Raw genomic sequence first — 19,070 nt, forward strand, 5'->3', positions numbered from 1 at the left:
GCACGTCCGACTTGAGCCGCGATCAGAACGTCACCGTGACCGTGATCGTGTCGGCGTAGCTGCCCGGCGGCGGCGAGGTCTGCATGGGCAGCGTCGCGTAGACGGTGGCTGTCTGCGCCGCGCCGGAGCCCGACCCGGACACGGTGCCCGAACCCCCGCTGCCATCGCCCCACACCTGGGTGCGTCCGCTGTCGCGATAGAGCGCGTAGCCCAGCGTCTCGCTGCCGCCGGAGCGGGTCATGCGCCGTTCCGCGAACGTGGCGCCGGTGCCCGAGCCGGTGTTGAGCGCGATCGTGTAATTCGCGCCCTTCGTGCAGGTCGTCGAGACGACGCCGGTGCTTGTCGTCGCCGCCCGGATGACGCCCTGCTGGCCGAAGTCGATGTTGGTCGCCGACACCGTGCAGTTGGAAATCACGGTGGCCCGTGTCGTGAACGAGAACGCGTTCTGCGGTCCGGAGCTGGTCGTGCAGGTCGGCGGCGTGCCCGACGTATAGCCGATCACGTTGTAACCGGTGTAGCCGGCGCCGAGGAATCCCTGGGAATACGCGCCGGCGCTCAGCTGCGACTGGCCCCCGAAGATGCGCACGTAGACCGGAACCGTCACGCTGCCGCTGCCCGACGCGATCGGAATTTCCGCGGTCAGCACGTTGTTCGCGTTGGCTTCCCACAGGCTGCCCCACGGGCGCGTGCGCGCCGAATCGATGTAGAGGTCATAGGACAGCTTCACGCTTCCGGGGCCGGTCATCAGCCGCGTGGAGCCGATGCTGGCGCATGCGTGGATATACGGCGTCGACGCGCCGGTGCAGGTGAAGGTCGCCTGCGCCAGGAGGTCGACCGCCTCGGTCGCGAAGGCATCGACGTTGCCGAAGTCCACATTGCTCATGGAGAACGTGCACGTCTGCGCGCGGACCGGCGCGAAGCACACCATCACCGACATTACGGCGATCAGGCCCAGGCGAATTCCTGCCCCGCGATACGCGGCGTTCATGGTGCGCCACCCGTGGTGCAGACGAACGGACCCAGCGTGGTCATCGTCGCGGACGCATCGAACGTGAAGCGGACGCGACATGGCTTCCCTGCGGGTTCGGCGTAAAGTTCGTTGTCCTCCTGCAATTGCTGCAGGAAGACCTGGCCGTCGTAACCCACCGCGGTGGCCTCGCCGGTGGCCACCAGCGTGACGACCGTGCCGAGCGGCAGCGGCTGGCCGCTTTCGTCCACGAGCACGACCAGTGCGCCGCGGAAACGCGTCACGGGGAACGACACGAGCACGCCCGACATCGCGCGCGGCGCGACCTGCATCGACTCGACGTCCAGGTTGGCGTCGAGCGGCAGTGCAAGGGTGTCGATCGCGAGCCGGTTCCCCTGCCATGACAGCAGGTCCGGAATCAGCAGATGGCCTTGCGCGTTCGTCGTGCCTACACGGCGGTTCTCGCGCAGGACGGGCACGTTGGCCATGCCGTCAGTGTCGACCAGCGCGAAGGCGTCGTAGACCGAACGCGTGGCCATCAGGTCGCCATCCATCCACACCAGCGCGCCGGTGGCGAACAGCGAGGCGTTGTCGTAACTGAAGTCGTCGCGCGTGGCGTGCTCCAGCATCAGTGAGGCGTCGCCGTAGCGGCCGCGGTAGTCGAGCCGGCCCGAGCCGTGGCGATACCCGTCGTTGCCGCCATCCAGCAGCGCGTTCCACGCGAAGCCGCCCGCGTCGTAGTCCATCGAGCGGTTTGCGGCGATCGTCGCCGTGCGCGCCTCACCGTAGCGGCTCACGCTGGACGACACGCTGATGCGGCGATCCAGCGACAGCGAGGCGCCGATGTAGAGGCCGGCGGAGTCGTCCACGTCGACGTCGCGGAATGCATTGGCGAACACGCTCAGCCGCTGCCCGAACGTGCCGCTGTAGCCCATCGACACGATGCGCGAACCGCCGAGGTCGGACGCCTCCTGGCGCGTGTAGGTGAAGGTGATCGAGTGCCGTTGTCCGAGCGGGATGCCGAGCGAGGCATGCGCCTGCCGCTGCGGCACGGTCACGCCCTTCACCGTGCCGAGGTCGCGAAAGCCGCCGTCGGCGCGCAGCGCCTGCAGGTCGACGTTGAATCGCGGCGACTGGTACTGGTAGCCGAGGCCCCATTGCATGCCGTGCTGGCCGTCGCCGCCGCTGCCGGTCGCCGATGCGTTGAGCACCCCTGCGCCGCGCAGTTCGAACAACGCGCCGACGCCAAGGTTGGTCAGGCCTCGCGTGAGTTCGGTATGCGCTTCGAGCGTGAACCGGTCGTTGATCCCGTGGCGCAGCGACGCGTTGGCCGCCGCATCGTCGGCGTAATCGAACGAACGGCTGCCGTAGTTGCGTCGCGGATAGCCCACTTCCACCGAGTAATCGGTCAGTCCGTCGCCGAGCAGGCGCGTGTCCAGATACAACGGCCGGCTGAGCGTGACCTGCCGCCCCATCGCATCCTGGTAGACGACGGTCGCCACGCCCGCGCCGGTGAGGGCCGGCGGTGCGGCGATCACGAACGGGCCGCCGGTCGCGCTACCGGTGAACTGGCGCAGCCCGTTGACGTAGAGGTTCACCATCGTCGGCACGACGGCATCACCGCCAAGTGCGGGAATCGGAAAAGTGATCAGGTCCGGCCGCACGTCGAAATTGCGCGACAGGCTCGCGCCGCCCATGTGGATCGCGCGCGACCACGTCAGCGACGAGGACACCAGGTCGCCGACCGTCCACGTGCGTAGCGCGTCGGGGTTCGTGTAGGTCCAGTACGTGTCCTGGCGCACGTAGTCGTACTCGCCGTTCTCGACGGTGGAATAACCGGTGTTGACGAACACGCCGGCCGGCGAGAAGAAACGCAGTTCGGTGTTCAGCGCGAAGGTGCGGTTGCGACGGTCGTACTGCGCTTCGAATTCGTTCTCGCCCAGCACCGGCAATCGACTGTAACGCGCCGATCCCAGCAGCGGTGCGTGCAGGCGACGGCCAAGGCGCTTTTCGTCGAAGCCGACGCGCGAGTTCTGCAGGCGCGCGGTGTAATTGAGTAGCAGGCCGGTGCCGGAGCGGCTCGGCGGCGGAGGAGGCGGCGCCTCGCCCAGGCGCTGCGCGACCAGCATCGTTTCGGGCAACGTGAAATCGATGCGCTGCGCTTCCTCGATGTAGTCGAACGACAGGCCCGGGATGGCGTCGAGCATCACCTGTCGGTCCGCGTCGAGCGACAACGCGTCCTCGCGCAGCCCGATCTGCGTCAGTTCGTCGGCGGGCATCCGGAACGCCCCGCGCACGCGGTCCACCTGCACGATCAGCCCGGTCGCGCGACCGTTCACCGTCGCCTCCAGGTAATAGGACGCCGGCGCCTCATCGGCCGGCTGCGCGATGGCGGGGGCGAGCGCAGCCAGGCGCACCAGCGCGGCGACGGCGCAGATCGTCACGGTCCTCCGCATGCGCACGCGCATCGGCTGCCTCTCCCGCACATCGCCGCAGGGACGACGGAGCCATGGCCGCGCGGCCTCCCCGCCGGGCGATTACAGGTCGACCGCGATCGGCTGGCCGTTGAACATCGCGACCACGCGCGTGGGTCGTCCCTTGGCCGCCGCATTCGCCGGAATGGGCACGCTCCAGCGCATGCTTCTTCCGGGCAGCACGTAACCGAGCAGTCCACCGACGACGGGCGTCGACGTGCCGCCGGCATGTTCGATCGCCACTTCGGATGCCTGCATGTGCGCGTCGCTCTTGTTCTGCGCATCGAGCGTGAGCGTGCTGCCCGCGATCTGCGCCGCGAAGGTGACCGCGCCCGGCGGCATCGTCGCCTTGGGCAGCACGAACACCGGCACCGAATAGCGCATCTGCACCGACACGCCGACGTTCGGCGCGCGCGTGGCGTCGGGGATTTCGTCGACGATCAGGCGGTAGGTTTCCTCGGCCGCGATCGCCGACTTGTCCACGCGCACGATGCGGATCGACTGCGTCTGTTTCGGCGCGAGCGTCGCCATCGGCGGGCTGGCGACGACCTTCTGCGTCGGCGTCAGGCGATCCTCGTTGTCCTTCTGGTCCCAGGCGAACACGCGCACCTGCGCCCTGATGGGCGCATCGCCTTCGTTGGTGATGGTCATCACCGCCGTCGCCTTGCCGGGACCGAGCGTGATCGTGGTCGGCATGACGTGGATCGAACCGGCCTTCGCGGTACCGATGGCGAGCGCGAAGGCCAGTGCGAGCGCGGGAAGAACGCGGTTGAGCCTCATGTCGGATCTCCTTGCCTGACGGGGAACACGCACGCGTTGACGACGCGGTTCGCGCGCTCGGATGGGATGCGGTGGCGTTTGCGGGGCGGCCTCAGTAGTTGACCGTGACCGTGACCGTGCTGGCGTACGCGCCCGGGGCGGGCGCCGGCTGTTCCGGAACCCGCGCGAAGATCACGTGGGCGATGTTTCCGCCGTTGCCGGTGCCGCCGACGGTGTCCGTGCCGACGGTGTTGCCCCAGTTCTGCGTGCGCATGCTGTCGCGGAACAACTGGTACTTCAGCGCGTTTCCGCCGGCGCTGGCCATGCGCCGGTCGGTGATGGTGGAACCGGTGCCCGTGCCCGCATCCAGCGCCACCGAGTACGGCGTGCCGGGCGTGCAGGCGATGACGAGCGTGCTGCTGGTGTCGGTGTTGGCGGTCATGACGCCGAGCGTGCCGAAGTCGATGTTCGGCGCGCTCATGATGGTGCAGTCGCTGACCATCGTCGCCAGCACCTGGAAGGTCGCGGTCTTCGTGGCGGAGGGCGAGGCGAGCGGCGCCATCGCGAACGCCGCGACGGCGACCAGGCTTGGAAGACGGGAAGCGGGCAGGGTACGCATCGAAAACCTCCTGGCAGATGGGCGCCGGATCGCAGGGATACGGTTTCAGTACGTGACGAGGACGAGGAACCGCCGCGGCGACGGGGCGCCGCGTGCATCGGGCATGGCCTGGAAAGCGACGGCGTATGGCGCGCGCGAAGTGCAGAGGATGTGGATCGCCGCCGCCGTCATGGCGAAGGCCGGCGCGTCGATACGACACGACGACGCGACCGTCGCGGTCACCCGGAAGGCAGAGGTGCGCGTCGCCGCCGATGCGGCGCTCGCGAACAGAAGGGCACACGCGCACGCGCCCGCCCATACCGTGTCCAGCATCGCCACGGTGCGATCTCCCGGCTTGTCGTCCGGCGTGCGGCCGCGATGCGGGGCGGGCATCGGCCGCCGGATGCCCGCGCTACATGCTTGGCCCTCGTTCGTTCGCTGAGGGTGAAATCGCGTGCCGTACGTCGCCTTGTTCGCACAAACGAAAACGGGGCGCTGTGAGCGCCCCGTTTGGAGTCGTGCTGCTTGCGCGAATCAGCCGCGCGGACCGCGACCGCCGCCCGGACGTCCACCGCCGCGCGGACCACCCGGACGCGGACCACCCGCCGGACGATTGCCGCCCGGACGGTTGCCGCCGGGGTTGCCACCCGGACGACCGCCAGCCGGCTTCGGGCCGCCCGGACGACCGCCCGGACGCGGCGCGCGCGGCTTGTCGCCGTACGGGTTGAAGCTGCCGGGGTTGGCGTGGTCGGACGGGAAGCTCGGTGCGTTGCCCGGATGACCGTAGGGACGCGAGGCGCGCTGGCCCTGGCCGCCACGCGGACCCTGGCCGCTGCGCTGGCCACCGCCGCCGCTGCGTTCGCCGCCAAAGCCGCCGCCGAAACCGCCACCGCCGCTGCGTTCACCGCCAAAGCCGCCGCCACGCTCGCCGCCGAAACCGCCACCGGCGCGACCGCCACCGCCGCCCGGGCGCGGGCCCTTGCCGGCGTTCGGCTTGCGCGGACCGCGCACACCGTCGGGGTTGCGATGGCCGCTCGGGCCGGTGGTCACGCCGTCCGGCACGTACCAGGTGCGGAACGCGGCCGGATTGCCTTCCGGCAACGGCTTAGGACCCTTTTCCTTGCGCTGCTTGAACGGCTTGTTGCCGGCCTTCGCGGCGGCTTCGCCGCTGACGGTGAGGCCGCCGTGCTTGCGCGGACCACCGCGACCACGGCCGCGGTCCTCGCGCACGTGGTCGAAGCGGCGCAGTTCGCGGCCTTCGTCGGCCGTGTTGTGGCCGCCCACGTAACCGTGCGAACGCGCCTTGCCGGTCAGGTCGATCGTCGCCTTGGTCGCCTTGCGCTGGCCGATCACTGGCTGCAGCGTCAGCGCCGACGGCGCGCCGCCATCTTCCAGGCCCAGCTTGCCGCGCAGCGCTTCGACGGCTTCGGACGTCAGCTCGCGCGACTGCCCGCGCAGCAGCTCGCGCGGCAGCGCGACGTCGCCGTAGCGGATGCGCTTGAGGCGGCTCACCTGGCAGCCCTGCGATTCCCACAGGCGGCGCACTTCGCGGTTGCGGCCTTCCTTCACCACGACGCGGAACCAGTCGTGCGAATCGGTGCCGCCGATGCGTTCGATCTCGTCGAACTTCGCCGGGCCGTCTTCCAGCGCGACGCCACGCGAGAGGCGGTCGACGATGTTGTCCGGCACGACGTCCTCGCCTTCCGGCGCGCGCACGCGACAGACGTATTCGCGTTCGACTTCGAACGACGGATGCATCAGTGCATTGGCCAGCTCGCCGTCGGTGGACAGCAGCAGCAGGCCGGTGGTGTTGATGTCCAGGCGGCCGATGGCGATCCAGCGCGCGCCCTTCAGCGCGGGCAGTGCCTCGAACACCGTCGGGCGGCCCTCGGGGTCTTCGCGCGTGGTCACTTCGCCTTCGGGCTTGTTGTACATCAGCACGCGGGAGGGATCGGTCAGCGCGCTGGCGACGAACTGGCGTCCGTCGAGCTCGATGCGGTCGCCGCTCTTGACGCTCACGCCGACCTGCGCGGTCTCGCCGTTGACCTTCACCAGGCCGTCGGCGATGCGCTGCTCCAGCGCGCGGCGCGAGCCGAGGCCGGCCTGCGCGAGCACCTTGTGCAGGCGTTCTTCCAGTTTCGGCGCCTCGGTGGCGGCCGCATCGGGCGCGCGTTTGAGGGTGAGCTTGCGGCTCTTTTCTTCAGTCATTTTTGTGTTGCTCCGACTCGGCCGGTTCGGCTTCGTCATCGGTGGGAACGGTCGTCGTCTCGACGGCGTTGTCTTGCTCGTGATCGTTCTCGTCCGCCGCGCGCTCACCCGGCGCGGCTTCGGGGTCGCCCTGCAGGGCGTATTCGTTTTCGTCGATGTCGAGGTCGGCGACCTCGTCGTCGATGGTTTCGGCTTCGGTTTCGTTTTCGGTCGCCTCGTCGGCGGCCGCGTCCGGTGTTTCGTTCTCGTCGGCCTCGGCGGTACCGCCGGCCGCGGCCTCATCGCCGATGTCGTCGCCTGCTTCGGCGCCGGTTTCATCCGCATCCGATGCGGTGGCAGTGGCGGTGTCGTCCGCGTCCGCCTCGTTCGCCGGCTCGTCCGACGCATCGGCGGCTTCGGCGTTGGACGCCGCGGCATCGTCGGCCACGCCCGCCGCGATCGGCGCCGGCGTGCCTTCGAACTGCAGCTGCGGTTCGAGTTCGCCGATGTCCTTCAGCTCCGATAGCGGCGGCAGTTCGTCCAGGCGCTTGAGGCCGAAGTAGTCCAGGAACACCTTCGTCGTGCCGAACAGCGCCGGCTTGCCCGGTACGTCGCGGTGGCCAACGACGCGGATCCACTCGCGCTCTTCCAGCGCCTTGATGATGTTGCTGTTGACCGCCACGCCGCGGACCTGCTCGATCTCGCCGCGCGTGATCGGCTGGCGGTAGGCGATCAGCGCGAGGGTTTCCAGCGTGGCGCGGGTGTAACGGGTCTGGCGCTCGGTCCACAGGCGCGCGACCCACGGGTGCACGTCGGCCTTGACCTGGAAGCGGAAGCCCGAGGACACCTCGACCAGTTCGACGCCGCGGTCCTCGCAGCCGGCGCGCAGGGCTTCCAGCGCCTGTTCGACGCTGTCCGGCGGGGCCGGCTGGTCTTCGGGGAACAGCGCGTGCAGCTGCGCCAGCGTCAGCGGCTGGTTCGCGGCCAGCAACGCGGCCTCGACGATGCGGGTGATCAGTGGTTGGTCCATGAAGGGATCTTTGCCCTGCGTCTGCGTTTGCTCGTCATTCCCGCGTCAGCGGGAAGCCAAGGACGTTGCGGTTGTTGCGGTGTAGCGGGAGCGTGCGGTCCGGAACTCAGCCATCGTTGGCCGCCGGCTCGTCGAACTCGCTGCTCAGTTCGATCTCTTCCCCGTCCTTGAGCAGCGCGAGCGACTTGACGTAGATCGGTGCGAACGGTGCTTCCTGCACGATCTCCACCAGTTGTTCCTTGGCCAGCGTGAGCATGCCCAGGAACGTGACCACGATGCCGAGCTTGCCTTCCTCGGCGGTGAACAGCGTCTCGAAGCGCTGGAACGTGCCGTCCTTCAACCGTTCGAGCAGCTCGCCCATGCGCTGGCGGACGCTGAGGGCATCGCGCTTGATCGCGTGCTGGGTGAACAGCTCGGCGCGCTTGAGCACGTCGTGCAGCGCCAGCAGCATTTCCTTCAGCTCCACCGGCGGCGGCAGGCGCACCGACGCGCGGTCCGGGACGAAGGCCTGCACCGGCGCGGTATCGCGATCCAGGCGGGGCAGGCTGTCGATGTCCTCGGCGGCCTTCTTGAAACGCTCGTATTCCTGCAGGCGGCGGACCAGTTCGGCGCGCGGATCCTCTTCCTCGCCGACCTCGTTCACCGCGCGCGGCAGCAGCATGCGCGACTTGATCTCGGCCAGCATCGCGGCCATGACCAGGTAGTCGGCGGCCAGCTCGAAGCGCATCTCGTGCATGGCCTGAATGTAGTCGACGTACTGGCGGGTGATGTCCGCCACCGGGATGTCGAGGATGTCCAGGTTCTGCCGGCGGATCAGGTACAGCAGCAGGTCGAGCGGGCCTTCGAACGCCTCGAGGATGACCTCCAGCGCGTCCGGCGGGATGTAGAGGTCCTGCGGGATCTGCAGCACGGGCTGGCCATGCACCACCGCCAGCGGCATTTCCTGCTGCTGTGGCGCGGTGGAGGCCGGGGCGGCCACGGGTTGCGGATCGCTCGCGTCGGCTGCGCGTTCTTCGGTCATTCGGAGCCGGCCCCTCCGGGCCGTGGGCACTGCTATCGCTCAGGCTGGCGGTCGACGGACCACCGTGGATGCAACGGACTTGCTGGGTCGAACCCTGCCGGACAGATGCTGGTCCGGTCGGAACTCCCGTCAGGAAACCTTTCCTATATGTCGAACCTCGGGCCCTTACCGGACGACCAACGCCGGTGCGTCACGCGGGGGCGTGGCGGGCGATGGAGTTCGGGCTCGAGGCCGTCGGGGGCAGCGACGCACCGGGTGCGTGCGAGGCGACGGTGTGGGGATCCGGTCGCGTCGGGCCGCTGCAGCCGGCCTTGTGAAAGCAAGGGTACGGCCTCGTCCGGGCGGTGTCCAGCCGCGGGGCGACTACAATTCAGCTCGGTTCCCAATGGTTCGGAAGGACGCGCGACGGCATGTGGTACGTGATCGAAGGTTATGACGGCAACGACGTGCTGGCCCAGCGGCTGGCGGCCCGCCCCGACCACCTGGCGCGCCTGACCGCGCTGCGCGATGCCGGGCGTCTGCTGCTCGCCGGCCCGTGCCCGGCAATCGATGCCGAGGATCCGGGCCCGGCCGGTTTCAGCGGCAGCGTCGTCATCGCCGAGTTCGAATCGCTCGATGCCGCCCGCGCCTGGGCCGACGCCGATCCCTACGTCGCCGCCGGCGTCTACCAGCGCGTGGAGGTCCGGCCATTCCGCAAGGTGCTGCCGTGAGCCTGCCGCGCGAGCAGCGGGTCGGCGCCATCCGCGCGGCGCTCGCGGTCGCCCTCGCGCCGGTGTCGCTCGAGATCGAGGACGAAAGCCACCGCCACGCCGGCCATGCCGGGGCGGCCGACGGGCGAGGGCACTTTCGCGTCGACGTGGTGAGCGAGGCCTTCGCCGGCCTCGGGCCGATCGCCCGTCACCGGGCGGTCTACGCCGCCTTGGGCGACTTGATGACGACCGACATCCACGCGCTTTCCATCCGGGCGCGGACCCCGGCCGAGGCAGGCTGAACCCGGATCCGCACTCCGGCGGTAGTGCCGCGGTGCAACATCCACCGGTCGAGTTGCCTGCAAGAACGCCGACGAAGCCGACGTTTGCCGTGCCCGCGTAACACCAGCTTTACACTTGAAATTGGAAACGTTTACAGTCCGCGCGCATTCTCCGCACAGGCCCTGACAGCGTGCCGAGCGTAACCATCAAAGACGTCGCCCGCGTCGCGCAGGTCTCCGTGGCCACCGTCTCGCGAGCACTGAACGGCCATGGGAACGTCGCCGAAGACGTCCGCAATCGCGTCTTCGCGGCAGCGCAGGAACTGCGTTACACCCCGCACGCCGCCGCACGCAGCCTCAGCAGCCGCCGCACGCAGACGCTGGGCGTCGTGTTGCCCGACCTGCACGGCGAGTTCTTTTCCGAACTGATGCGTGGCATCGACCAGGTCGCCCGCGCCAAGCGGCTGCACCTGCTGGTATCGAGCTACCACGGCAATCCGGACGAGCAGGGCGCCGCACTGCGCGCGATGCGCGGCCGCGTCGATGGATTGCTGGTGCTGTCGCCATTCGCCGAAACGCCGACGCTGCTGGGCGAGCACCTCGATCCGTCGCTGCCGACGGTGCTGATCAACAGCCAGTCGGGGCTCGACGGCGCGGCCGTCCTGCGCGTGGACAACCACGGCGGCGCGGTGGCGATGGTCGAGCACCTCGTCGCGTCCGGCCATCGCAGCATCGCCTTCATCGCCGGGCCCGCCGACAACTTCGATGCGCACGAGCGTCTTCGCGGTTATCGCGATGCGCTCGCGCGCCTGCTGCCCGGCACGCCCGAGTGGGTGTTGCAGGGCGACTTCGACGAAGCGTCCGGCCATCGTGCCGGACGTGAGCTGATCGAGTCGTCGAGGCGCCCCGATGCCGTGTTCGCCGCCAACGACATGATGGCGCTCGGCTGCCTGTTCGCGTTCGCGCACGATGGCCTGCGCGTGCCCAACGACATTGCCGTGGCCGGCTTCGACGACATCCCGCTTGCACGCTACGTGCACCCGGCCCTCACGACCATTCGCGTCAACATCGCCGAACTCGGCGCGCGCGCGGCGCGATTGCTCATCGCGCAGATCGCCGGAGAAGCGGCCGACGAAGCGCCCGCGTCTTCCAGCGACCTGCTGGAAACCGGGCTCATCGTGCGCGAATCGAGCGGTTCCCGCCTACTTCCGCGTTCTCCGTGACGGCCTGTGCCCCGGGACGTCACGGTTCCTTGTGTCTGTTCGCTGTAAACGATTCCACGTGGTTCGACATGCTTTTGGAGAGAGGAAGCATATGAATTCGAGGTTCCCCCGACATCCGACGCGCCGGCTGCTCGCCTGCGCCCTTGCCAGCTGCCTGGTCGTCGCCGCCCCCGCGGTGATGGCGCAAAGCACCTCGGCGACCATCCGCGGCCAGATCACGGTCGATTCGGCGCCTGCGACCGAAGCACAGATCACCGCGACCAACACCGCCACCGGCCTGACCCGGAAGGTGCAGGCGGCGAACGGCAGCTACAACCTGGGCGGCCTGCCGCCGGGCACGTACCGCATCGACGCGGTCGCCAACGGGCAGACGACGACGAGGACCGTGACGCTGCAGGTCGGCCAGACGGCGACGATCAACCTGTCCGCCGGCGGGCTTCCCGAAACCGCGCCGGCGGGTGATGCGACCACCGTCGACGCCGTCACCGTGACCAGCGAAGTGGTCGCGGAAACCAAGACGTCGGAAATCGCCACCTACGTCACCAACAAGCAGATCGAGTCGCTGCCGCAGGGCACGCGCAACTTCCTCGCCTTCGCCGACCTCGCGCCGGGCGTGGCGTTCGAAACCGGCAACGAAGGCTCCACGCGCATCAAGTCCGGCGCGCAGAACGCCAACGGCATCAACGTCTACATCGACGGCGTCGGCCAGAAGGACTACGTGCTGCGCGGCGGTATCAGCGGCCAGGATTCCAGCCGCGGCAATCCGTTCCCGCAGTCGGCCATCGGCGAGTACAAGGTCATCACGCAGAACTACAAGGCCGAGTACGACCAGCTGAGCAGTGCGGCGATCGTCGCCACCACGCGCTCGGGCACGAACAATTTCGAAGGCAGCTTCTTCTGGGATTACACCTCCACCGACTGGCGCACGCCGACGGTGTTCGAAGAGCGTGCCGACGACAAGGTGCAGACCAAGGAAGAGCAGTACGGCGCCACCTTCGGCGGCCCGATCCTGCGCGATCGCGCGCATTTCTTCCTGTCGTACGAAGCCAAGGAATACGAGTCGCCCCGCACGCTCACGCCGGGCCGCGGCTACTCCATCGACCAGTTGCCGGACTTCCTGCAGGCGGAAGCCGGCACGGGCCTGTTCAACGCGCCGTTCAAGGAAGACCTGTACTTCGGCAAGGTCGACTGGCTGATCGGCGAGAACCATTACTTCGAGCTGACCGGCAAGTACCGCGACGAGGAAGAGCTGACCAACACCGGCGGCCAGAACCTGCCCAGCTACGCGACCAACAAGCTCAACGAGGAAACGCGCGCGGACCTGCGCTACCAGTACACCAATGGTCCGTGGCTCAACGATTTCCACCTGACGTACGAGGACTCGACGTTCAACCCGAGCCCGTATACCAGCGGCATCGCGTACATCCTCAGCAACCGCAGCGACAACGGCAACGCCGATTTCAACAACGTCATCGTGCGCAGCGGCGGTGGTTCGGACTTCCAGGACAAGGGGCAGAAGGGTTACGGCATCCAGAACGACCTGACCTTCACCGGCTTCCAGGGCCACACGCTGAAGATGGGCGTGAAGTTCAAGGACGTCGATGTCGACGCCACCGAGCGCCAGCCGTACTACCCGCAGTTCACCTATGACGTCGGCACCAGCCTGACGCAGCCGATCCACGTCAAGTTCGGCACCGCGCTTCCGGGCGTGGGCGACGGCTCGGCGTCGTCGTCGAACAAGCAGTACGGCATCTATTTCCAGGACGACTGGGAGGTCAACGACAAGCTGATCCTCAACCTCGGCCTGCGCTACGACTACGAGAAGAGCCCGACGTACCTGGATTACGTCACTCCGGCCGACGTCGCCGCCGCGCTGCGCGGTTCCACCGCGATCAACAACCCGAACTCGGGCATCAACGTCGAGCGTTACATCAGCAACGGCAGCAACCGGAAGTCCTTCAAGGACGGCTGGCAGCCGCGCCTGGGCTTCTCGTACGACCTGTTCGCCAACCAGGAACACGTGATCTACGGCGGCGCCGGCCGCGCGTACGACCGCAACCTGTTCGACTGGCTGCAGCTGGAGATCACCAAGTCGACGTTCCCGACGACCGACATCGATTTCCGTCTCGCCGACGGCTCGTGCCCGCGTCCTTTGCCGTCGCCGGGCACGCCGTGCATCGACTGGAGCGACGCGTACTTCGATCCGGCGGTGCTGTCGACGCTTGCCTCGCAGACGGGGCTGGGGCGTGAAGTCTTCATGCTCGACAACAACCTCAAGACGCCGTACTCCGACCAGTTCAGCCTCGGTATGCGCAACCAGGTTGGCGACTGGCTGACCGACGTGACGATCTCGCGCGTGGAGAGCAAGGACGGCTTCGTGTTCCTGCTCGGCAACCGCCAGGCGGACGGCTCGTTCTTCCGCCCGGGCTTCAGCTGGGGTCCGCCGTGGGGCCAGGGCTTCGCGCCCTTCGGCAACCTGATCCTGGGCACCAACGGGCTTGAGACCAAGACCAACGCGCTGTACCTGAAGGCCGAAAAGCCGTACACGGCCGAATCCGGCTGGAGCGTCACGGTCGCCTACACCTACCTCGACGCGCGCGAGCAGCGCGAATCGCCGGAGGTGTTCTCGCTCGATTACCCGACCGTGGCCGCGCTGGGTTGGCATGACGCCGAGGTGCCGGAGCATCGCCTGGTCGCCACCGGCATCTACGACGGCCCGTGGAACACGACGCTTTCGGCCAAGCTGACGTTGACCTCGCAGCCGCCGCGCTACTTCGTGAACTGCGTGAACGTCGACCAGCCCGACAACTGCTTCATCGACCAGTACAAGCCGGATGGCACGTACGGCAGCAAGCAGTTCGACATCGCGGCGATGAAGGAATTCGACACCGGTGCGGGCTTCAGGATGTGGGCCCGCGCCGACATCCTGAACGTGTTCGACTGGGCGAACTACAACAGCTACCAGGATTACCCCGGTGGCTTCAATTCGCCCAACCCCGAATTCGGCATCCCGCTTGCACAGGCCCTGCCAACCCGTACCTTCAAGCTCTCGCTAGGCTTCAACTTCTGACCCGGGCCGCCGGCCGCCTTCTCGTCGGGGCGGTCGGCGGTTTCGTGGTACGGCCTTCGCCCGCATGGGCAAGGCACGGCGACTTCCATTCGACAAGATGGCGTGGTGATGTTCGATTCGATACGACGCAGCGTGGGGACTGCATCGCTGGTGGCGGTGCTCGTGTTCATTTCCGGATGCAAGCAGGAAGGGCCGGCGTCCAAGGCGTTCCCGATCGCGTCCGCGCCGCCTGTCGAGGTGGAGCCGTTGAAGCCGACCAAGCTCGAACTGCCGCCGCTGTTCCGCGACGTCGAAAAGCGCACGTTCCAGTTCTTCTGGGACACCACCAACGAAGTGAACGGGCTCACGCCCGACCGTTATCCCTCGCGCCCGTTCGCGTCGATCGCCTCGGTCGGCTTCGCGCTGACCGCGTATCCGATCGGCATCGAGAACGGCTGGGTCAGCCGCCGTCAGGCGGTGGATCGTACGCTCACCACGCTGAAGTTCTTCCGCGACATTCCGTCCGGCCCGCAAGCGGAAGGGAAGGGCGCCTACAACGGCTTCTATTACCACTTCCTCGACATGGACACTGGCGCCCGCTACCAGAGCTGGGTCGAGCTTTCGAGCGTCGATACCGCGCTGCTGATGATGGGCGTGCTGTTCGCGCAGAGTTACTACGATCGCGACGATCCGCGCGAGAAGGAAATCCGCGACCTCGCCGACACGCTCTACAAGCGCGTGGACTGGCCGTGGCTGCAGCGCAACGCGCCGCTGATCTCGATGGGCTGGTTCCCCGAAAGCGGCTTCATCCAGCACGACTGGACGGGCTACAACGAAGCGATGATGCTCTACATCCTCGCGATGGGATCGCCGACGCATCCGGTCGCGCCGGAATCGTGGTCGGTGTGGACGCGCACGTACAACGATTCGTGGGGCGTCTACCAAGGCGAGGAATACCTGTCGTTCGGCCCATTGTTCGGCCATCAGTACAGCCACGTCTGGATCGATTTCCGCGGCATCCAGGACGACTACATGCGCGAGCGCGGCATCGATTATTTCGAGAACAGCCGCCGCGCGGCGTACGCGCAGCGCGCCTACGCCATCGCCAATCCGATGAAGTGGAAGGACTACGGTCCGGAAGTGTGGGGCCTGACCGCCAGCGACGGCCCGCAGCAGACGCTGCAGGAATTCCGCGGCGAGCAGCGCCAGTTCCGCCACTATTCCGCGCGCGGCGCCGGCCTGCGCGACACGTTCGACGACGGCACCATCGCGCCGACCGCGGCGATCGCGTCGCTGCCGTTCGCGCCGGAAATCGTCATTCCTTCGACCGTCGCGATGCACGAGCGCTACGGCGAATACCTGTATTCCAGCTACGGCTTCCTGGATTCGTTCAACCGCAGCTTCGACTTCGACATTCCGCTGAAAACCGGCCGCCTCGTGCCGGGCGAAGGCTGGGTCGCCAGCGACTACATCGGCATCGACCAGGGGCCGATCCTGGCGATGATCAGCAACTACCGCAACGAGTTTGTCTGGAACGTGATGAAGCGGAACAAGTACATCCGCGACGGATTGCAGAAGGCGGGCTTCAAGGGCGGCTGGCTGGAACCGGTGAAGGAAGGCGAAGCCGCGCCAACGCAGCCCAAGCCGCAGACGCAGGCGGAAAAGGACGCCGCTACGGCGCGCGCGCTGGGCGAAGCCGAGTCGCGCGTGAACCGTGCCTCGCAGACGCCGCAGCCGGCACCGCCGCCGGAACCGAAGACGAAGTGAGCGGGCGAACGCCACGGCGGATCACGGCGCGTGCGTTCATCGCGTTGATCGTGCTGTGCGCACTCGCCGCAGTCGCAGGATGCGGCAGCGAACGCGACGACCGCACCGTCGTGCGCTTCTGGGCGATGGGCTTCGAGGGCGAGATGGTCCGCCAGCTCATCCCCGATTTCGAGCGCGCCAACCCCGGCATCCGCGTCGAAGTGCAGCAACTGCCGGTCACCGCCGCGCACGAGAAACTGCTGACCGCGTTCGCCGGCGACGGCCTGCCGGACGTGTGCGGCCTCGGCAACACGTGGCTGGCCGAGTTCGTGGAATTGCGTGCCGTCGCGCCACTGGAGCCGTTCCTCGCGCGCACGCCGTCGATGCCGGCGAATGACTACTTCAGCGGCTCGTGGGATACGGGCGTCATCGGCAGCCATGTCTACGCGGTGCCGTGGTACGTCGAGACCCGCCTGCCGTTCTATCGCAAGGACATCCTCGAAGCCTCCGGCGTGAAGCAGGTGCCGCGCACGTGGGGCGAATGGAATGACGCGATGGCCGCGGTGAAGCGACACGTCGGGCCTGATCGCTATGCGATCCACCTGCCGCTTAACGAATACGAGCCGCTGCTCAACCTGGCGATCCAGCAACCCGATCCGCTGCTGCGCGACGACGGCCGCTACGGCAACTTCCGCAGCGCCGGCTTCAAGCGCGCGCTGACGTTCTACAACGACATCTTCGCGCGCAAGTGGGCGCCGGCCTTCGCCAACACGCAGATCGCAAACGTCTGGAACGAGTTCGGCCGCGGTTTCTTCACCTTCTACGTCAACGGCCCCTGGAACATCGCCGAGTTCCGCAAGCGTCTGCCGCGAGAACTCGAAGGCAAGTGGGGCACGATGCCGCTTCCCGGTCCGGACGGCCCGGGCGCCTCGGTCGCTGGCGGTGCGAGTTTCGTCGTGTTCGAGCAGTCCAAGCACAAGGACGCGGCGTGGAAGCTCGTCGCGTACCTGTCCGACCCGCAGGTGCAGGTGCGTTTCCACGCGCTGACCGGCAACCTGCCGCCGCGGCGCAGCGCGTGGGCCGGTAGCGAAGCGCTGGCGACGGATCCGTTCACGTTGCCGTTCCGCGAACAGCTCGAACGCGCCAGGCCCGCGCCGAAGGTGCCCGAGTGGGAGCGCATCGCGCAGGAGCTGCGGATCGTCGGCGAGCAGATGGTCGCCGGCCGGTATACCGTGGACCAAGCGGCGGCCGAGCTCGACCGCCGTGCCGATGCGATTCTCGAAAAACGCCGCTGGATGCTCGATCAGCACGCCGCTGGAGGTGCGCGATGAACGCCATGCCACGCGTCAGCGCGTCCACCGCGGGCTGGGTGTTCGCCGCGCCCGCGCTGACGGTGATCGGCGTGTTCTTCGGCCTTCCGGTGCTCGCCGCGTTCGCGCTGAGCCTGACCGATTTCGACATCTACTCGCTCGCGGATCTGTCGAACCTGCGCTTCGTCGGCCTGCACAACTACGCGACGCTGCTGCAGGATCCGCTGTTCTGGAAGGCGCTGGGCAACACGATGTACTTCGTCGTGGTCGGCGTGCCGCTGTCGATCGCGGTGTCGCTTGGCGCGGCGCTGCTGCTGCACGCGAAGAGCGCGCGCTTCAAGCCGTTCTTCCGCACCGCGTACTTCGCGCCGGTGGTGACGACGGTGGTGGCCGTCGCGGTGATCTGGCGCTATCTGTTCCACACGCGCTATGGCCTGGTGAACTGGGGCCTGACGTCGATCGGCCTGGATCCCATCGACTGGCTCGGCGATCCGACGTGGGCGATGCCGACGATCATCCTGTTCGCCGTGTGGAAGAACTTCGGCTACAACATGATCATCTTCCTCGCGGGCCTGCAGTCGATCCCGGAGGACCTTTATGAAGCGGCGCGCATCGACGGCGCCACGCCCGCCCAGCAATTCTGGAACGTGACGCTGCCGCAGCTGGGCCCGGTGCTGCTGATGGTGGGCATCCTAACGTTGTCGGGCTACTTCCAGTTGTTCGCCGAGCCCTACGTCATCACGCAGGGCGGCCCACTGGAGAGCACGGTCAGCGTGCTGTACCTGATGTACGAACAGGGCTTCAAGTGGTGGAACCTCGGCAACGCGTCGGCGGTGGCGTTCCTGCTGTTCGCGCTGATGTCGGTGGCGACCAGCGGGCTGCTCTGGTTCGCGCGGCGCAAGGGAGCGGAAGCATGAGCCCGCGTCTGGCGAAGGCGATCGTCAACGGGCTGATGATCGCGCTCGCGGTGATCAGTCTCGCGCCGCTGCTGTGGATGCTGTCGGTGTCGTTCATGCAGCCGGGCGAAGCGGCGCACTTCCCGCCGCCGCTGCTGCCCGCCGCGCCGACACTGCACAACTACCACGAGCTGTTCGCGCGTGCGGGCATGGGCCGTTACCTGCTCAACAGCGCGATGATCGCTACCGCGGCCACGCTGATCGCGCTGCTGCTCAACACGATAGCCGGATATGCGTTCGCCAAGCTGAAGTTCGCCGGGCGCGAGCGCGTGTTCCGCCTGCTGCTGGCCGCGCTGATCATCCCCGCGCAGGTTACGATGATGCCGCTGTTCCTGATGCTCAAGCAGATGGGGCTGGTGAACACCTATGCCGGCGCGATCGTGCCGCTGATGGCGAGCGTGTTCGGCATCTTCCTGGTGCGACAGTACGCGCGCTCGATTCCCGACGAACTGCTTGAAGCGGCCCGCATCGACGGTGCGAGCGAGACGCGCATCTTCTTCCAGATCGTGCTGCCGGTGCTCAAGCCGATCCTCGTCACGCTGGCGATCTTCGTCTTCCTCGGCGCGTGGAACGACTTCATGTGGCCGTTGATCGTGCTGAGCGACGCGGGACACTTCACCCTGCCGGTCGCGCTGGCGTCGCTGTCGCGCGAGCACGTGCAGGACAACGAGATGATGATGGCCGGATCGGTGGTGACGGTGTTGCCGGTGCTGATCCTGTTCCTGGCGCTGCAGCGTTACTACCTGCAGGGCCTGTTGGTCGGCAGCGTGAAGGGGTGAG

16 protein-coding genes are annotated in these 19,070 nt (G+C 67.6%); 8 read left to right on the forward strand and 8 right to left on the reverse strand.

The annotated features are described in order from the left end of the window. Window positions 1-22 precede the first annotated feature (22 nt). From GOY17_RS07500 to GOY17_RS07535, 8 genes are all read right to left on the reverse strand, one after another. Window positions 23-988, reverse strand: a complete 966-nt coding sequence (locus GOY17_RS07500) for a Csu type fimbrial protein (RefSeq protein WP_198173850.1) — start codon at window positions 986-988, stop codon at window positions 23-25. Next, a complete protein-coding gene (locus GOY17_RS07505; protein WP_198173851.1) occupies window positions 985-3,411 on the reverse strand; it encodes a fimbria/pilus outer membrane usher protein in 2,427 nt (808 codons plus the stop codon). The genes GOY17_RS07500 and GOY17_RS07505 overlap by 4 nt, the downstream gene beginning before the upstream one ends. 93 nt (window positions 3,412-3,504) lie before the next feature. After that, the gene (locus GOY17_RS07510) at window positions 3,505-4,221 is read right to left on the reverse strand and encodes a fimbrial biogenesis chaperone (RefSeq protein ID WP_157029899.1); all 717 of its coding nucleotides are present in this window, start codon (window positions 4,219-4,221) and stop codon (window positions 3,505-3,507) included. Window positions 4,222-4,312: 91 nt separating this feature from the next. Then, complete coding sequence (locus GOY17_RS07515) at window positions 4,313-4,819, reverse strand: Csu type fimbrial protein (protein WP_198173852.1); 507 nt, start codon at window positions 4,817-4,819, stop codon at window positions 4,313-4,315. 45 nt (window positions 4,820-4,864) lie between these two features. Next, window positions 4,865-5,137 (reverse strand): hypothetical protein, encoded by a 273-nt coding sequence (locus GOY17_RS07520; protein WP_157029900.1) that lies wholly within the window; start codon window positions 5,135-5,137, stop codon window positions 4,865-4,867. 195 nt (window positions 5,138-5,332) lie between these two features. Then, window positions 5,333-7,006, reverse strand: a complete 1,674-nt coding sequence (locus GOY17_RS07525) for a pseudouridine synthase (protein WP_157029901.1) — start codon at window positions 7,004-7,006, stop codon at window positions 5,333-5,335. Then, window positions 6,999-8,015, reverse strand: coding sequence for an SMC-Scp complex subunit ScpB (gene scpB, locus GOY17_RS07530; RefSeq protein ID WP_157029902.1), 1,017 nt, complete (start codon window positions 8,013-8,015; stop codon window positions 6,999-7,001). The genes GOY17_RS07525 and scpB overlap by 8 nt, the downstream gene beginning before the upstream one ends. 106 nt (window positions 8,016-8,121) lie before the next feature. After that, window positions 8,122-9,036, reverse strand: a complete 915-nt coding sequence (locus tag GOY17_RS07535; protein ID WP_115840614.1) for a segregation and condensation protein A — start codon at window positions 9,034-9,036, stop codon at window positions 8,122-8,124. Window positions 9,037-9,446: 410 nt separating this feature from the next. Between GOY17_RS07535 and GOY17_RS07540 the strand changes: the two genes are divergently transcribed. The 8 genes from GOY17_RS07540 to GOY17_RS07575 all read left to right on the forward strand — a co-directional run bounded on the left by GOY17_RS07540 (window position 9,447) and on the right by GOY17_RS07575 (window position 19,069). Continuing rightward, window positions 9,447-9,746 carry a YciI family protein gene (locus tag GOY17_RS07540; RefSeq protein ID WP_115840613.1) on the forward strand — a complete coding sequence of 100 codons (300 nt, stop codon included), beginning with the start codon at window positions 9,447-9,449 and terminating at the stop codon, window positions 9,744-9,746. 2 nt (window positions 9,747-9,748) lie between these two features. After that, on the forward strand, window positions 9,749-10,027 hold the full coding sequence (locus GOY17_RS07545; RefSeq protein WP_232338595.1) for a BolA family protein: 279 nt from the start codon (window positions 9,749-9,751) through the stop codon (window positions 10,025-10,027). Between the two features lie 170 nt (window positions 10,028-10,197). After that, window positions 10,198-11,229 carry a LacI family DNA-binding transcriptional regulator gene (locus tag GOY17_RS07550; protein WP_157029903.1) on the forward strand — a complete coding sequence of 344 codons (1,032 nt, stop codon included), beginning with the start codon at window positions 10,198-10,200 and terminating at the stop codon, window positions 11,227-11,229. 91 nt (window positions 11,230-11,320) lie between these two features. After that, window positions 11,321-14,299, forward strand: a complete 2,979-nt coding sequence (locus GOY17_RS07555; protein WP_157029904.1) for a TonB-dependent receptor — start codon at window positions 11,321-11,323, stop codon at window positions 14,297-14,299. Between the two features lie 108 nt (window positions 14,300-14,407). Next, the gene (locus tag GOY17_RS07560; protein ID WP_157029905.1) at window positions 14,408-16,045 is read left to right on the forward strand and encodes a glucoamylase family protein; all 1,638 of its coding nucleotides are present in this window, start codon (window positions 14,408-14,410) and stop codon (window positions 16,043-16,045) included. Further along, a complete protein-coding gene (locus GOY17_RS07565) occupies window positions 16,042-17,355 on the forward strand; it encodes a sugar ABC transporter substrate-binding protein (protein WP_232338554.1) in 1,314 nt (437 codons plus the stop codon). Before GOY17_RS07560 ends, GOY17_RS07565 begins: the two co-directional genes overlap by 4 nt. Window positions 17,356-17,360: 5 nt before the next feature. Continuing rightward, a complete protein-coding gene (locus tag GOY17_RS07570) occupies window positions 17,361-18,251 on the forward strand; it encodes a carbohydrate ABC transporter permease (protein ID WP_157031642.1) in 891 nt (296 codons plus the stop codon). Further along, a complete protein-coding gene (locus GOY17_RS07575) occupies window positions 18,248-19,069 on the forward strand; it encodes a carbohydrate ABC transporter permease (protein ID WP_157029906.1) in 822 nt (273 codons plus the stop codon). The genes GOY17_RS07570 and GOY17_RS07575 overlap by 4 nt, the downstream gene beginning before the upstream one ends. Window position 19,070 lies beyond the last annotated feature (1 nt).

The sequence above is a fragment of the Lysobacter soli genome (assembly GCF_009755585.1).
Lineage (GTDB): Bacteria > Pseudomonadota > Gammaproteobacteria > Xanthomonadales > Xanthomonadaceae > Lysobacter_J > Lysobacter_J soli.

Excerpts from the sequence above, each read along its gene's own strand:
- GOY17_RS07500 (WP_198173850.1), bottom strand. The coding sequence starts at position 988 with ATGAACGCCGCGTATCGCGGGGCAGGAATTCGCCTGGGCCTGATCGCC.
- GOY17_RS07510 (WP_157029899.1), bottom strand. The coding sequence starts at position 4,221 with ATGAGGCTCAACCGCGTTCTTCCCGCGCTCGCACTGGCCTTCGCGCTC.
- GOY17_RS07515 (WP_198173852.1), bottom strand. The coding sequence starts at position 4,819 with ATGCGTACCCTGCCCGCTTCCCGTCTTCCAAGCCTGGTCGCCGTCGCG.
- GOY17_RS07525 (WP_157029901.1), bottom strand. The coding sequence starts at position 7,006 with ATGACTGAAGAAAAGAGCCGCAAGCTCACCCTCAAACGCGCGCCCGAT.
- scpB (WP_157029902.1), bottom strand. The coding sequence starts at position 8,015 with ATGGACCAACCACTGATCACCCGCATCGTCGAGGCCGCGTTGCTGGCC.
- GOY17_RS07535 (WP_115840614.1), bottom strand. The coding sequence starts at position 9,036 with ATGACCGAAGAACGCGCAGCCGACGCGAGCGATCCGCAACCCGTGGCC.
- GOY17_RS07540 (WP_115840613.1), top strand. The coding sequence starts at position 9,447 with ATGTGGTACGTGATCGAAGGTTATGACGGCAACGACGTGCTGGCCCAG.
- GOY17_RS07555 (WP_157029904.1), top strand. The coding sequence starts at position 11,321 with ATGAATTCGAGGTTCCCCCGACATCCGACGCGCCGGCTGCTCGCCTGC.
- GOY17_RS07560 (WP_157029905.1), top strand. The coding sequence starts at position 14,408 with ATGTTCGATTCGATACGACGCAGCGTGGGGACTGCATCGCTGGTGGCG.
- GOY17_RS07570 (WP_157031642.1), top strand. The coding sequence starts at position 17,361 with ATGCCACGCGTCAGCGCGTCCACCGCGGGCTGGGTGTTCGCCGCGCCC.
- GOY17_RS07575 (WP_157029906.1), top strand. The coding sequence starts at position 18,248 with ATGAGCCCGCGTCTGGCGAAGGCGATCGTCAACGGGCTGATGATCGCG.